The 14,390-nt window shown below is 61.6% G+C and carries 11 protein-coding genes; 7 read left to right on the top strand and 4 right to left on the bottom strand.

The annotated features are described in order from the left end of the window. Positions 1–117: 117 nt before the first annotated feature. Both GN300_RS16450 and GN300_RS16445 read left to right on the top strand, forming a co-directional pair. Positions 118–840: an ATP-binding cassette domain-containing protein gene (locus tag GN300_RS16450; protein ID WP_054826521.1), complete on the top strand. Its 723-nt coding sequence runs from the start codon at positions 118–120 to the stop codon at positions 838–840. Positions 841–845: 5 nt separating this feature from the next. After that, the gene (locus GN300_RS16445) at positions 846–2,858 is read left to right on the top strand and encodes a YhgE/Pip domain-containing protein (RefSeq protein ID WP_058039138.1); all 2,013 of its coding nucleotides are present in this window, start codon (positions 846–848) and stop codon (positions 2,856–2,858) included. Between the two features lie 1,434 nt (positions 2,859–4,292). Here GN300_RS16445 and GN300_RS16440 read toward each other — a convergent pair. Both GN300_RS16440 and GN300_RS16435 read right to left on the bottom strand, forming a co-directional pair. After that, the gene (locus tag GN300_RS16440) at positions 4,293–4,829 is read right to left on the bottom strand and encodes a hypothetical protein (RefSeq protein ID WP_054781872.1); all 537 of its coding nucleotides are present in this window, start codon (positions 4,827–4,829) and stop codon (positions 4,293–4,295) included. An 877-nt stretch (positions 4,830–5,706) separates the two neighbouring features. Further along, positions 5,707–6,285: a nucleotidyltransferase family protein gene (locus tag GN300_RS16435; protein WP_063314946.1), complete on the bottom strand. Its 579-nt coding sequence runs from the start codon at positions 6,283–6,285 to the stop codon at positions 5,707–5,709. 65 nt (positions 6,286–6,350) lie between these two features. On the opposite strand from GN300_RS16435, the gene GN300_RS16430 reads away from it, so the two are divergent. The 3 genes from GN300_RS16430 (at position 6,351) to GN300_RS16420 (ending at position 8,150) form a co-directional block, all read left to right on the top strand. Continuing rightward, the gene (locus GN300_RS16430) at positions 6,351–6,596 is read left to right on the top strand and encodes a helix-turn-helix transcriptional regulator (RefSeq protein ID WP_007734566.1); all 246 of its coding nucleotides are present in this window, start codon (positions 6,351–6,353) and stop codon (positions 6,594–6,596) included. Next, the gene (locus GN300_RS16425) at positions 6,593–7,081 is read left to right on the top strand and encodes a hypothetical protein (RefSeq protein WP_050655513.1); all 489 of its coding nucleotides are present in this window, start codon (positions 6,593–6,595) and stop codon (positions 7,079–7,081) included. Before GN300_RS16430 ends, GN300_RS16425 begins: the two co-directional genes overlap by 4 nt. 85 nt (positions 7,082–7,166) lie before the next feature. Beyond that, positions 7,167–8,150 (top strand): LLM class F420-dependent oxidoreductase, encoded by a 984-nt coding sequence (locus GN300_RS16420; RefSeq protein WP_172403486.1) that lies wholly within the window; start codon positions 7,167–7,169, stop codon positions 8,148–8,150. A 4-nt stretch (positions 8,151–8,154) separates the two neighbouring features. On the opposite strand, the gene GN300_RS16415 is transcribed toward GN300_RS16420, so the two are convergent. Next, on the bottom strand, positions 8,155–10,395 hold the full coding sequence (locus GN300_RS16415) for a VanW family protein (RefSeq protein WP_063314947.1): 2,241 nt from the start codon (positions 10,393–10,395) through the stop codon (positions 8,155–8,157). A 294-nt stretch (positions 10,396–10,689) separates the two neighbouring features. Next, positions 10,690–12,045, bottom strand: coding sequence for an acetyl-CoA C-acetyltransferase (locus GN300_RS16410; RefSeq protein WP_063314948.1), 1,356 nt, complete (start codon positions 12,043–12,045; stop codon positions 10,690–10,692). Positions 12,046–12,175: 130 nt separating this feature from the next. Here GN300_RS16410 and GN300_RS16405 point away from each other — a divergent pair, with 130 nt between their 5' ends. Together GN300_RS16405 and GN300_RS16400 are read left to right on the top strand one after the other, a co-directional pair. Continuing rightward, positions 12,176–13,522: a 3-oxoacyl-ACP reductase gene (locus GN300_RS16405; RefSeq protein ID WP_063314949.1), complete on the top strand. Its 1,347-nt coding sequence runs from the start codon at positions 12,176–12,178 to the stop codon at positions 13,520–13,522. After that, positions 13,522–14,385 carry a MaoC/PaaZ C-terminal domain-containing protein gene (locus tag GN300_RS16400; RefSeq protein WP_063314950.1) on the top strand — a complete coding sequence of 288 codons (864 nt, stop codon included), beginning with the start codon at positions 13,522–13,524 and terminating at the stop codon, positions 14,383–14,385. Before GN300_RS16405 ends, GN300_RS16400 begins: the two co-directional genes overlap by 1 nt. The last annotated feature ends 5 nt before the right edge of the window (positions 14,386–14,390 follow it).

Below are 14,390 nucleotides of genomic sequence, written 5' to 3'. Positions count from 1 at the left end.
TGTCCGACACATCCCATTCATGGGACAGCTCGCCCGCTACCGATGTGATTGGGTGAGCACGAACGTCCACTGAACCAGCACTCGGTTCTTTCGAAGGCCGAGTAGATCAACAGACAGGTGATCATCGTGGTCGCACCAGAGCACGCACAACCCGATTACGCCCCTGACCTGGCATTGACCGCCACGGACTTGGCGCTCGACGGCCCATGGGGGCCGGTGTTCGGACCCGTCAATCTCGAGATTCGTGCGGGCGGTGTGACCATCCTCGAAGGCTCGGCCGGTTCAGGACGTACGTCCTTACTTCTGACACTCAGCGGGCGAATGAAAGCCAGTTCCGGATCACTGTCCGTCTTCGGTCGAACGCGTCCCCGAGAGATCTTCGAGATCGCCGGGATCGCCGGGTTCGAGGACATCGACGAGCTTGCCGAGTCCGTCACCGTCCGCGATCTGATCACCGAACAAATTCGCTGGGATGCTCCCTGGTACAAACTCGTCGGACGCGCCGGAGACCGCGAACTCGAAGCGGTGTGCGCTCCCGTCTTCGGCGATCATCCGTTGCCTGCGCTCGGCCGATACGTCAGCGATCTCGGGGAACTCGAGGCGACCCTGCTGCGTATCGCCGTCGCGAACACGAAGAAGCCGGCCTTGCTGGTCGTCGACGATCTCGAACAGGTGCGGCGTGACTCCGAGCGCGCATATCTCGTCGAGCGACTGGTCGAGATGGGGAGCTACCAGACCATCATCGCGTCGACCGTCAACCCGCTGCCCGACGGATCACCCATCGATGCCGTCACCCTGCTCCAAGAAGTCACCAATCCCGACCAAGAAGGGGCGAGGTAACCGCGATGCTCGCTGGAATGTCTCTCGGAACCGAACTCAAGCGGTTCTCCCGCGGCGCGATGCCCAGGATCGCACTCGTCACCATCATCTTGATGCCACTGCTGTACGGCGCGATGTACCTGTGGGCCTTCTGGAATCCGTTCGGTGAGGTCAACAAGGTCCCCGTCGCGCTGGTCAACACAGACCGCGGTGCGATGGTGCAGGGTCAGGAACTCAACGCGGGCGACGAGGTAAGCCAAGCGCTGCTCGATTCCGGTGAGCTCGATCTCCACCTGGTCTCACAGCAGGAAGCCGCTCAGGGAGTCTCGGACGGCACGTACTACTTCTCTCTCACCTTGCCTGAGAATTTCAGCGAGGCCGTGGCCTCCCCGACGACCAAGGACCCCCACAAAGCTCAGTTGCAGTTCACCTTCAACGACGTCAACAACTACCTCGGCACCATCATCGGCCAAAACGCCGCCCAGCAGGTCCTCAGTCAAGTCAGCGACAAGATCGGCGCGCAGTCCGTCGAGACGGTCCTGGTCGGATTGACCGACGCGGGTGCAGGTTTGAAGCAGGCCGCCGACGGAGCACTCCAGCTCTCGGCCGGAGTGAACACTGCCAACGCCGGAGCCGGCGAATTGGCGTCGGGCTCGAAAACGCTGGCCGACAACATGGTTACCGCACGTGACGGCGCAGCCACTCTTGCCGGCGGTACAGCGCAACTCTCGACCGGTATCAATACCGCCACGGACGGTGTCCTCGCACTGACCGACGGTTTGGGGCAGCTCGATCTCGGGGCCGTCCAACTGGGCGACGGCGCAAGCCAACTCAGTGGTGGCGTCACCCAGGTCGTCGACCAGCTGAGCGTACTCGGGAACACACAAGCAGACGTCGCACAGCTGGTCGGTCAGGCAGTGGCCAGCCTTCGACTGAACCCGGATCCCGTCAGCCAACAGATCGCCAACGCCCTCGCGCCTGCCCAGGACATGCTGCGCACTCAGGGCTTCGGCGAAGCGACCATGGGTCAACTGGGCGAACTCAAGAGCGGCGCACAACAACTCGCTTACCAACTCGACGATCCCTCGAGCACCTTCCGCGCCGGGCTCAGCGCCGCGGCCAACGGCGGCGGTGAACTCCGCAACGGCCTGGTACAGCTGCGTGACGGCGGTCAGCAAGTCAACGACGGCGCTCAAACCCTCAGCAGTGGACTGGTTCAACTCACCGACGGCAGCGTCCAACTCTCCGACGGTGCAGCCAAACTCGCCGACGGAACCGAGCAACTCCGTGCCGGGTCTGCCGAACTCGCAACCAAACTCACCGAGGGCGCCGGCCAGGTTCCCAGTTGGACCGATCAGCAGCGAACAGCAACCGCTCAAACCCTCTCCAGTCCGGTCGAGCTGCAGGAGACCTACGAGAACCGGGCAAGCACCTTCGGTACCGGTTTTGCTCCGTTCTTCCTGCCCCTCGCACTGTTCGTGGGCGGCATCATCACCTGGATGCTGCTCAAGCCGCTCCAGAACCGGCCTATCGCAAACGGACTCGGCGCGCTGCGAGTGGTCCTCGCCTCGTACTGGCCGGCCTTGCTCATCGGCATCTGCCAGGTGATCGTGATGTACCTGGTCGTGCACTTCGCCGTTGGCCTGCACCCCACGCACGCCCTCGGCACCGTCGGATTCCTGATGCTCATCACTGCCACGTATATGGCGTTGATCCAGGCGTTCAACGCCATCTTCGGAGTCTCCGTCGGACGCGTGATCACCCTGGCGTTCCTGATGCTGCAACTGGTTTCGGCCGGCGGCATCTATCCCGTGGAAACCACCGCGAAACCGTTCCAGATCATCCACCCGTTCGACCCCATGACCTACGCGGTGAACGGGCTTCGACAACTCACCGTCGGCGGCATCGACTCGAGGCTGTGGGTCTCGATCGCCGTCCTCGGCGGCCTTCTCGTCGCCTCACTCGGGGCCAGTTCACTTGCTGCACGCCGAAATCGGCAATGGACCATGGACAGGCTGCATCCGCCGATCGAAGTCTAGGTCAGGGTCTCCGGCCAAGGCTCCACGGTCAGCGCAGGCCATTCCCTGCGCCACCGTGCTGCCTTGGCCTCGTAAACCTCTCGCGGCGCCAGCACCGGGAGGGGCGGACGATCATGTTTTGAAGCTGCCTCGCACGTGATGCAGACCCTGCCAGGAACCTTTACGACAGGGTCTGCATTCGGCTATCTCAGATATCGTCGGAGCTGCCGATCAGCTCACGTCGAATATTCTATTTCGCGCTCATCGATCGAGGCTTGCCCACCCGCCGCCTTCCATTGATGCGGTCCACAACCCGACCAACGTCAGCCCGTAAAACGCTAGCGTGTTCTTGACACTTCCGGTCCAGAAATCAGACGACATGAGTTCACCCTTCTTTACGAGAGTCCGACAAGGAATTGTTGAAGCGGAAACCTAAGGGCGTAGAACGTCATGGTTGCAAGTTCAGCCAGGTCCGTGCTCATTGCGTTGAGCGACATCTAGTTTCTCCTCAGATTGAACAGGGTCACCGGGGGTAACCGAATGACAGTTGGAGCGGGATATCCATCAGATATGTAAATAACATCGGAAGCATCTGTTCTACGGTCTGCCCCAGCGACGCGGTACCTTGCTGCACGGATCCCATCAGCCCTCTCCTCCACTCGCGGACATGTCGAGCGAGATGGCGTTCAATCCATCAAGCCCGTCGCCTAACGATGTTGCAAAGGACGGGATAAATGCCCGCAGGAGGGCCATGAACTGACCTAACATTTGTTACTCCGTTTCCAGTAGGTAATTGCTCTGACTGTGGCGCGGGGCCAGGTCGGTTTATCCGGCACAACAGTGGTTGCCAAGCGAGGTTTTGGGGAAGCCCGCAACTCCTCGTGGTGCCGACAACTGTACCCAAAATTTGCAAATTAGGAACTCGTTCTAGGAATTTTTCTTGCCATAGATGGAATTCATTTAGTTAGCACTAAAGTCCTAGTACTATAGTTCGGTTCATTAAATCTTTAGGACTAGAAATTTTGCACCGAAAGCGAGATGGAACCGCTTGCAGGATCAGAAAGCCACCCGAATCACGGATTCAGGTCGCGCAGCCAACTTCCCGATCACGGCTTCACGAACACTATTCAGTGGCACAAGAATTGATTGCGAGCCAACCTTACGGCGATTGCCCATAAGCCATGACTTCGAGACGATACCGATGCCGTCCAATCCGTGCCGGACGACCGAATTACATCGAGCAGGCTGCGAGACAAAGCCGCAGAGACAGGCCTGCATTCGTCACAGCCGAAGCAGCATTCGCCATCTCCCTGGCGACACCCGCGCCCATTGTCACAATTGCCGAAACACACACCCGAACTCGCAACACGGCGTCATACGGCGAACGGGTTGGAGCACGGAGACCCGCACTCCAACCCGTCCAGGTTCTTACGATCAACCTTGCAGCCGATCGACTTACTGGTAGTAGAAGTTCACCTTCGAGGCCCTATCCGAAAAGATGAACGCATTGCCATGGAGGAGGAACTCCCCTGCATCGATGACGGCGTCCGCCCCGCCGCCCGACCACTGCCCTGTGCGAGTTGTTGTGCCGTCCAACACGGTCGGAGTGTCGGTGGACATCCTGACCTCACCACCGCTCGTCACGGTGCTAGCCATCGCCGAGTCACCCTGCATGCACCATCCACCCGCGGCATTCGTTGTGGCGGTGAAGGTCGTGATCGGAGTCGTGCTGGAGGATGAGCTGTATAGCTTGCCAGTGACCTGGGCGCCCACTACCGCTTTGGCACCAGAAGGCACGCCCGCCACGTGGGCGTCCGGGCCGACGTAGAAATTGCCACATACCTGATACGCAGAGGATGCGGAAAGAGTTACGGCGGAGCCAGCAGCGCCGACGGTGGCAGCGGATGCAATACCGGTTCCGGCGAGCACCATCGCACCGGCTGCGGTACCGAGCAGGACACCTCTGACGGAATTCTTGGCAGTCAACTTCACGAGTTCTTCCTTCGGTTGAATTGATAGACCCCAGGCGTTCAATTCATAGGCGAGAGCGCGGAGTCCTTAACGCTCCAACCCGATCTGTTCTGACCATCTCTTATCACCAACCGACCTGCTATCTTCGGGGCTATCGCCAACTTCGCATTTATGGCCCTGCTCGCAGGGCTACAGCTTTCCCTAAAAGGGAATGCCCTGGTGAGAGCTCGCATTGAACAGGACCCGAAGCTCTGGTGACGTGAGTCACTGTACTCACATTTCGTCCATCCGGGAACAGGTTCTAGAAATTTTTCGTCCAACCTCGATATTTTTCTCAATGAAATTTCGAGCATCGAATGCAAAGCGTTTAAACCGACAATCCAAATAGTCGAGAAGTTTGAAAAGCCACGACAGTCGTCGAGCAGAAAATATTCCGATATATCGCACGTTGCACGAAAAGCCACATAGACAAACCACACTTTCACCGTAGAATGTTCATTTGTTAGTGATGATTGCTATTCACATTGGAGAAACCTTATTAGCACTAAAGAATTAGACGTAAAGTATTAGAAACAATCCACCAAATATCGGAAGAGATTTTCACCATGAGGGGACCCAGACAATCATGGATGAACGTCGCAGCACACTGAAAGTTCGTGAAATTAGCGCAGACGATTCCGAAAGGCGCAAGGTCTTGCGGGGGTTCAACTACCAGAACTACAGCTGGATGCGTTGAATCCGGCCGGTTGTCTCCATGCACGGACGGACGAGACAGCAGGGTCGACACGGATCGGCCACAGTTCGTGGCCGTGGCGGACGCACTGCGACCAGGGAAGACACGCCTCTCACGCCGAAATCGGCAATGGACCATGGACAGGCTGCATCCGCCGATCGAAGTCTAGGTCAGGTTCTCCGGCCAAGGCTCCACGGTCAGCGCGGGCCATTCCCTGCGCCACCGTGCCGCCTTGGCCTCGTACACCTCTCTCGGCGCCAGTACCGGGTTGGGGCGGACGATCATGTCGAAAAGGTCGTCGTAGCCATGCGGGGCATACACGTCGACGGTGCCGTCTGATCCCTTGGTGATCCCGAAACAGCAAGTTGTGGAAGCGAAGTGGTCGATAGCGTCGCGGCAACTGGTGAACGGAACGCCGGGAATCCCGAAATGTTGCTCGTACCACAGGTGCACGCGGGCTTCGTTGCGTACTTCGACATCGGCATCGACATCGGCGAACAGTTCTGCCGCCGAACGAATCACACGGTCCTCCGCGTCGTAGCTCAGATCGCCGGCGTCGAAGTAGAAGAGGTCGTAGTCCTTGATTCCGGCGCCGAGGTCACGGCCGTCGATGTGATTCCAGACGGTTTGGAAGAGCCCACCCGCCGTCAGGTACCACTCCGGCAATCCCAGCTTCGGTGCCCGATCCACGATCGTTGCGACCACCGGATTGGCCAGGGCGATCTCGAGAAATCGTTCGCGCATGCTCTTCAGCCTCTCATATGACAAGCAAACTTGACATCTAGTGACAAGTATTCTTTACTTTTTGCATGACTGGAAAGGCCGGCGACAACAACGTGCGGGAGCACCGACGCCTCGCCGGCCTCACCCAGGCGCAACTGGCCACGGCAGGTCAGGTGAGCAGACAGAGCATCGTCTCCGTCGAACGCGGCGACTATGCACCGAGTGTCTACCTGGCACTACGCCTGGCACTGGCACTGGGGACCACCGTCGAAGCGCTCTTTCCCCTACCCGAATCGGAACTCACCACAGAAATTCCAGAGGAGACGGCATGAGCACCATGATGAAGGCAATGCGGTTCGTCGGCGATCTGGACGACGACTTCTACAAGGACGAGCGTCAGCGCGACGTCTGGAACGAAGCCTCGGCGGTGGGACTCCAGAGTGTCTTCTGGGCAATATTCGTCAGCTCGGCGATTCTGCCCTGGGTCGCCGGCCGAACAGGGGCGTGGATCTCGCTCGCGCTGCTGATCGTTGCGTTGTTCGGCTCGTTGATCACGATCATCTATGCGAAGCGTCGCGACGTCGATGTGTACGTGTTGTCCACCTACGGCCGTCCTCGCGTGGTGATCAGCATCGCGCTCTACCTCGTGGCCGCTGTCGGAATCATGGCCCGTCTCGAATTCGATTCGTACGAAGAATCGTCAACCTGGGTCGGCGCGCTGGTAGGCGCCATCATCGGCGGTGGCGTCGCAATCGCAATCGTCAAACTTCACCAGCAGCGCGCCAAGCGACGCGAAGCGGCCGAAGAACTTCTCTGAATTCCGGAAGTCTGCCCAGCACAACGGAATCCATAGAGTTGGTAAAATCGTGCCAGGTCAACCGATCGCGAGTAACGTCGAAACGGTGAGCACTCGCCTCGGATACCAGATGCCCAACTTCAGCTACGGCGGTCCGGTCAAGGACCTCTTCCCCACCGTCATAGCGCAGGCCCGCGAAGCCGAAGCCGCAGGCTTCGACACTGCATTCGTGATGGATCACTTCTACCAACTCCCCGGAATCGGAGCGCCGGACGCCCCGATGCTCGAGGCCTACTCCGCGCTCTCCGCGCTGGCGACGGCCACCGAGACCATCCAGTTGTCTGCACTGGTCACGGGAAACACCTACCGCAATCCGCCCATGCTCGCCAAGACCGTCACCACCCTCGACGTGGTGAGCGGCGGTCGGGCCATCCTGGGCATCGGCGCCGGCTGGTTCGAACTCGAACACAATTCGTTCGGATACGAGTTCGGCACTTTCACCGAGCGCTTCCAGAAACTCGACGAAGCCCTGCAGATCATCGCGCCGATGCTCCGCGGTGATCGCCCCACCTTCGACGGCAAGTGGTACCACGTCGAGGACGCCATCAACGAGCCTCGCGTCCGCGACGACCTACCGATCCTGCTCGGCGGTGGCGGTGAGAAGAAAACGTTCGGCCTCGCCGCTCGCTTCGCGGATCACCTCAACATCATCTGCGACCCGTCGGAACTGCCCCGCAAGATGGAAGCACTTGCGGCACGCTGCGACGAAGCCGGTCGCGATCCCGCAACCCTCGAAACCAGCTTCCTGACGTTCATGATGATCGACGAGGACGGCGACAAGGCTCGCGCGCATCAGCGAACATTTCTCGCGGAGCGTGGCCTCGACATCACCACCGCGCCGGAAGACGTGGTCGCCAAGGCCACCGAACGCCATTTCGTCGGCAGCCCGGACGACGTAGCCGAGCAGGTCCAGACGCGCATCCTCGACCACGGCATCGACGGCGTCGTGATCAACCTGATCACGAACGGCGAAGAGCCAGGCATCGTCGACCTCGCGGGCCGCACCCTCGCCCCACTCGTCGGCAAGTAGTTCCCTACTCGCACTTCACGATCGGCACCGGGTCGTACTTGACGGTCCGGGTGTTCGAGGAAATCTCGGCGCCACTCGCGTGGTCGGTGATCACGCGAGTGTCGCTGACCGTGAACCCGGGCGCACCGCTCGAAGCCACACAGCCAGGCCCCTCCGGCAAGGTCACGGTGTTCGGCGACGTCGGCGACGTCCGCGGGCCGGTCGTCGACGTGACATCGACAGTTTTGGTTCCCCAGATCCGAACGGTGATGTTCGACGACGTCGCAATCGTCTCGATCATCACGCCGGTCTTCGCCGGATTACGGAACTGCAGGTCGATCGCACCATCGAAGATGGTCGCCTCACGAGCCTCGGGGTACCGCGAGATGTAGTAACTGTGCTCGGTGTGCGCGACGTCCTCCATACCTGCGAAATACGTCGCGTTGTAGAGCGTCGTCGCGAGCTGGCTGATACCGCCGCCGACAGCCTTGTCCGGGCGACCGTTGTTGATGATCCCCGACTCGATGTATCCCTGCGCCGCACCGCGCGGGCCCGTGTACTCGTTGAGCGAGAACGTGTCACCGGGCTTGATCACGGCCCCGTCGATCTCCGACGCGGCCAGGCCGATGTTCACACCAGACGCGTATTCGAAACCACCGGTAGTGAATTCGCCGATCACCTCGTTGATGCCGAGGGCCTCCGCGGCTTCGGTGGTCAACGCCGGCGGGACCGGTCCGTAAACGGCGGGCGTTGCCCGAGAAGCCGTGCTGCCCAACAGAACCGGAAGTTCCTTGACCGTGTCCGGCCAGTTGATCAGATCACCGACGACACCGGGCACAACCGACGGTTTGCCACCGGCGAAGGTGAACGACGCGTCCTTGGGTTGTACTTCCGTCGACGCCAACTGCGGAGTCAGAATCTTGATCGCAGCATCCGTGTTGTACTGCGGAGTCAGCCCACCCGAGCCGTCGGGTGTGAAGGTCAGAACCTCGCCGATCTGATCGACGCCGAGTGTCGCGACCTTGCCGTCACGGCCGTTGACCACGACGTCACCCGAGACAGCTGGAATAGCGATCTCCTGCAGCGCACGATCGACACCGGCCTGAGTGACCGTCACCGGAACCTCGTCGACCGGAAGATCGACGACGCCACCATCGGACCATTCAGCGGCGAAGGTCGAACCCGCCTGCTGCGTTTCGAGCGCCTGACCGGCAGCGGGCGAAACACCAGTCGCCTTCCCGTTCTCGAACACGACTGCACCTTCGACGGGCGCACGATCGCTGTTCGCCGCGAGCTGCGCCATCGACGCATCCAACGCACCCTGGTCGATTGCCGACACCACGGGCACCTCGCGGGAGCCGAAGAACGACGTGATGCGGGTGATCGGGTTGATGGGCTGAGCGTTCACGCCCGACAGCGTCGCCGACCAGTCGACGTCCACACCCGCAGACGCGGGAACGATCTCGGAGTCGACGCCGCCTGCATGTACCGCTACCGGTTCGACGAGCCTCGGGCCGAGTTGGGCGCGCAGCGTGGCTTCCGCGTCGGCGGGCGTGAGATCACCGATGTCCACCCCGGCGACCTGAGTGCCGCGTGGTGTCTTCCCGGACGAGGTGAAGATGTCCACTCCGTAGGCAATCGCTGCGACGGCAAAGATGGCGCCGACTGCTATCGCCGGTTTGACCCACTTGCGGGAAGACTGCGAAGCGGGCACCACCGGTTGTTGCGGCGCCGGGGGTGCAACTACCTCTGGTTCTCGGACAACAGGCTCGTACTGCTGCTGGATGGGTTCGAGTTGCTGGGTGTCGTACTGCTGCACGAACTCGGGACGCGGCGGCTTCGGGGGAACCACCACTGCCGGGGGCTCGAACTGCTCTGTCTGCTCGTCGATGGCTTCTGTCGCCGGAACCTCGTCGACTACTTCCGACGGCGGTGCGTCCTCCGCTGGGACGACAGGGATGACGGTGGTGACCTCGTTTGCCGATTCGTCGACTGTCGCTTCCGTGGAATCGCTTGCTTCTTCGTCGACAGGCCTTGGTGCTTCGGCTGGTTCAGGTTCTACTGATTCAGCCTCGACAACAGCCTCAGTGTCCTCAGGGGCCTCGGGTTCCTCGACCGACTGGGGTTCCTCGACCGACTGGGTTTCCTCGACCGACTCGGTCTCTTCGACCGCCTGAGGTTCCTCGACCGACTCGAGTTCCTGTTCCGGGAGGGACGAGTCCTCGCTGTTCGTCTTCTCGACGGACGGACCCTCTTCGTCACTCACCTGTTGGCTCCTCGCTGCATCAACCGTCGCTGCGGCGCTCACCGACAACTCAATACAGGATATCCGGACATACGAGAGCCCCGCGCTGCTGCCAGGTCGGGGGTCAGGCAGCAACACGGGGCTGTCATGAATATCGGTAGCTATTCTGCAGCGTTACACGCCTGCGCGAAAAAGTTTGCAAAGAGTTCGGGGATCCGGCCACCCCTCGTGGCCGGATCCCCGATTACGCATCCCCTCGCGACGATCACTGCAGGTGAGCGCAGTTTTCAGTCGCATGGGGAGATTGTGGAGCGGTTACCGCTCGATGATCGCCGTGACACCCTGGCCACCGGCCGCACAGATCGAGATCAGGCCGCGGCCCGAACCCTTCTCAGCGAGCATCTTTGCGAGGGAAGCCACAATACGTCCGCCGGTTGCCGCGAACGGGTGACCTGCAGCCAAGGACGATCCGTTGACATTGAGCTTGCTTCGGTCGATCGATCCCAATGCGCCGTCGAGGCCGAGGCGTTCCTTGCAGTACTCGTCCGACTCGAAGGCCTGCAGGGTTGCCAGAACCACCGAAGCGAAGGCTTCGTGGATCTCGTAGTAATCGAAGTCCTGCAAGGTCAGACCGTTGCGGGCCAGCAAACGCGGGATCGCGTACGTGGGAGCCATGAGCAACCCGTCTTTGCCGTGGACGTAGTCGATGGCAGCGGTTTCGGAATCGACGAGGTGCGCCAGAACCGGAAGATTGCGCTCGGCTGCCCACTCGTCGGTGGAGAGGAGCACTGCAGAAGCGCCGTCGGTGAGCGGCGTCGAGTTGCCTGCCGTCATCGTCGCGTCGCCGAGCTTGGTACCGAAGACGGGCTTGAGCGTCGACAGCTTCTCGACGGTCGAACCGGGACGGAGGTTGTCGTCGCGGGTCAGGCCGAGGAACGGGGTGACGAGGTCGTCGAAGAAGCCGCGGTCGTAGGCAGCTGCCATGTTCTTGTGGCTGGCAGCGGCAAGTTCGTCCTGGTCCTCGCGCTTGATGCCGAATTCCTTGGCGGTGATCGCAGCGTGGTCACCCATCGACTTGCCGGTGCGAGGCTCGCCGTTGCGCGGAATCTCCAGGCCGAGCATGCCCGCACGGACGTTGCCGAGCAGCTTGATGCGGTCGCCCGTGGACTTCGCGCGATTGAGGGAGAGCAGGAACTCGCGTGCCTGATCGTTGACGCCGATCGGAGCGTCGGACGTGGTGTCCGTGCCGCCGCCGATGCCCGAATCGATGCGGCCGGCCGAAATGGCGTCGCCGACGGCGATGATCGACTGCAGTCCCGTGCCGCACGCCTGCTGAAGGTCGTACGCCGACGTGTACGGGCTCAGCGCGCTGCCGAGAACGGACTCGCGAATGAGATTGAAATCACGGCTGTGCTTGAGCACCGCACCGCCGACGACCATGCCGAGCTTCTCGCCCTGCAGATTGAATCGGCTCACCAGACCGTCGAGCGTCGCAGTGAACATGTCCTGGTTGGACGCCTGTGCGTACGCCTTGTCCGAGCGTGCGAACGGAATGCGATTTCCGCCGACGATCGCAACCGGACGGCGCTGACCTGCAGAATTTGCAGCGGCTGTGGCCGGTGCAGTGCGCGGTGCGGCGGGCTTTGCATTTGAACGGGCTTTGCTTGTCACTTGCGTCTCCAAGGATGGTGCGATTACCTGTTGAAGACTATTCTTACTCAGTAGTAAGTTACTTGTCTATCGCCGCATTCTTTCGATTGCCCGGTGAGAGACAACCCGAAACACAACAGAAGGTAGGACCGTGGCAGCCAGCAAGGGAGCTCCCGACCTCTATTCACAGTTCCTCTCGTCCGCCCCCGGCGCATTCATCGCGTCGAAGGCCGGCCTGCCCAGGCCCGAGAACCTGCGTCGCTACAAAGCAGGGGAACCCGCACTCGCCGGACCTGTCCTCATCGGCGGCAAGGGTCGACTCGCAGAACCACTTCGCGTACTGCTCTCCGACTACCCGGCGGCTCAGGCACACGACAGCAGCTTCGGCGGACTCGTGTTCGACGCCACCGGAATCACTCAGGTCAGCGAGCTCGAGCAGCTGTTCGAGTTCTTCCAGCCCGTAATCCGCAACCTCGCACCGTCGGCTCGCGTCGTCGTTCTCGGCACGACGCCGGAAGAAACGTCGAGCGTCGACGAGCATGTCGCGCAGCGCGCTCTGGAAGGCTTCACCCGCAGCGTCGGCAAGGAGATCAAGCGCGGCTCCACCGCTCAGCTGGTCTACGTCTCCCCCAAGGCATCCACCGGACTCTCCGGCGTGGAATCGACTCTGCGCTTTCTCCTTTCGGCAAAGTCCGCCTTCGTCGACGGCCAGGTCATCGTCGTCGGCACTGAAGATTCCGTCGCGCCCGCAAGCTGGGACAAGCCGCTCGAAGGCAAGGTTGCCGTCGTCACCGGCGCAGCCCGCGGTATCGGCGCCACCATCGCCGAGGTCCTGGCCCGCGACGGCGCGCACGTCGTCTGCGCTGACATCCCGGCCGCCGGCGAAGCGCTGTCCGAGACCGCGAACAAGGTCGGCGGCACGTCCCTCGCCCTCGACGTCACGGCAGCCGACGCAGCCGAGGTCCTCGCAGCTCACCTCCTCGAGCGTCACGGTGGAGCGGACATCATCGTCCACAACGCCGGCATCACCCGCGACAAGACCCTCGCCAACATGGACGAGGGCCGTTGGAACATGGTCATGAACGTCAATCTTCTTGCACCGCAGAAGATCACCGAGCACCTCGTCGAGAAGGGCGCTCTCAAGGAAGGCGGCCGCGTCGTCGACGTCTCCTCCATCGCCGGCATCGCGGGCAACCGCGGCCAGACCAACTACGGCACCTCCAAGGCCGGCGTCATCGGCCTCGTACACGCCGAAGCTCCCGTCCTGGCGAAGAAGAACATCACCATCAACGCCGTCGCACCGGGCTTCATCGAGACCGCCATGACCGCAGCCATCCCCTTCGCCACCCGCGAAGCCGGCCGCCGCATGAGCTCGCTCCTGCAGGGCGGCGAGACCGTCGACGTCGCCGAGACCGTCGCATACTTCGCCAGCCCGGCCTCCAATGCCGTTACGGGACAGGTCGTTCGCGTCTGCGGCCAGAGCCTCCTGGGCGCATGATGGCAACAAAGACCGTCGCGCTCACCGAGCAGCCGAAGACCCTCGACATCTACTCCCGCGCGGTACTGGGATTGTTGCCGTGGAACAAGTCCAACTCGCGCTCGGTGCCACAGCAGACCTTCACCCTCACCGGACTGAAGGTCGACACCGACAATCTGGCGGCGTACTGCCGCGTGACCGGACTGCGGTTCGGCGACACTCTGCCGATCACCTACCCCTTCACCTTGGCCTTCCCGACCGTGATGAAGCTGATGGTGTCGAAGGACTTCCCCTTCGCCGCCGTCGGCTCCGTTCACGCCGAGAACGTCATCGAATCACTGCGGCCCATCTCCGTCAGCGAACCGCTTGACCTCTCGGTGCATGCCGAGAACCTGCGTGAGCACCGCAAGGGCCTGCTGATCGACGTGATCACCGAAATTCGGGTGGGACGGGAACTGGTCTGGCGACAGACCTCGAGCTTCCTGAACCAGCAGAAGACCTCCCTGTCCGGCCAGCCCGGTCCGGAGCCCAAGGCCGACGAGGTCCCCCCGATGCCGATGAGCACCATCCGCGTCGACCAGACCACGATCAGCAAGTACGCCGCTGTCTCCGGCGACCGTAATCCGATTCACGTCTCGTCTCTGGGCGCGAAGGCTTTCGGTTTCCCGAAGACCATTGCTCACGGAATGTGGAGTGCCGCGGCAGTTCTGCGGACCGTCGAGGGGTCCGTCGCGGACAAGGTCACCTACCGCGTGCGTTTCGGCAAGCCGATTCTGCTACCGGCGACGCTGAATGCCTACGCTGATCGCACCGACGACGGCTGGGATCTGTCACTGCGCCACCCGAAGAAGGGTTACCCGCACGTCACTGCGACGCTGCGCTGACCTGA

Source organism: Rhodococcus sp. Ni2 (assembly GCF_021352185.1).
Lineage (GTDB): Bacteria > Actinomycetota > Actinomycetes > Mycobacteriales > Mycobacteriaceae > Rhodococcus_F > Rhodococcus_F qingshengii.
This window is presented reverse-complemented; position numbering and strand designations above follow the sequence as displayed.

What these genes read in the sequence shown, in the direction of transcription:
- GN300_RS16445 (WP_058039138.1), top strand. Translation starts at nt 846, where the DNA reads ATGCTCGCTGGAATGTCTCTCGGAACCGAACTCAAGCGGTTCTCCCGC.
- GN300_RS16435 (WP_063314946.1), bottom strand. Translation starts at nt 6,285, where the DNA reads ATGCGCGAACGATTTCTCGAGATCGCCCTGGCCAATCCGGTGGTCGCA.
- GN300_RS16430 (WP_007734566.1), top strand. Translation starts at nt 6,351, where the DNA reads ATGACTGGAAAGGCCGGCGACAACAACGTGCGGGAGCACCGACGCCTC.
- GN300_RS16425 (WP_050655513.1), top strand. Translation starts at nt 6,593, where the DNA reads ATGAGCACCATGATGAAGGCAATGCGGTTCGTCGGCGATCTGGACGAC.
- GN300_RS16400 (WP_063314950.1), top strand. Translation starts at nt 13,522, where the DNA reads ATGGCAACAAAGACCGTCGCGCTCACCGAGCAGCCGAAGACCCTCGAC.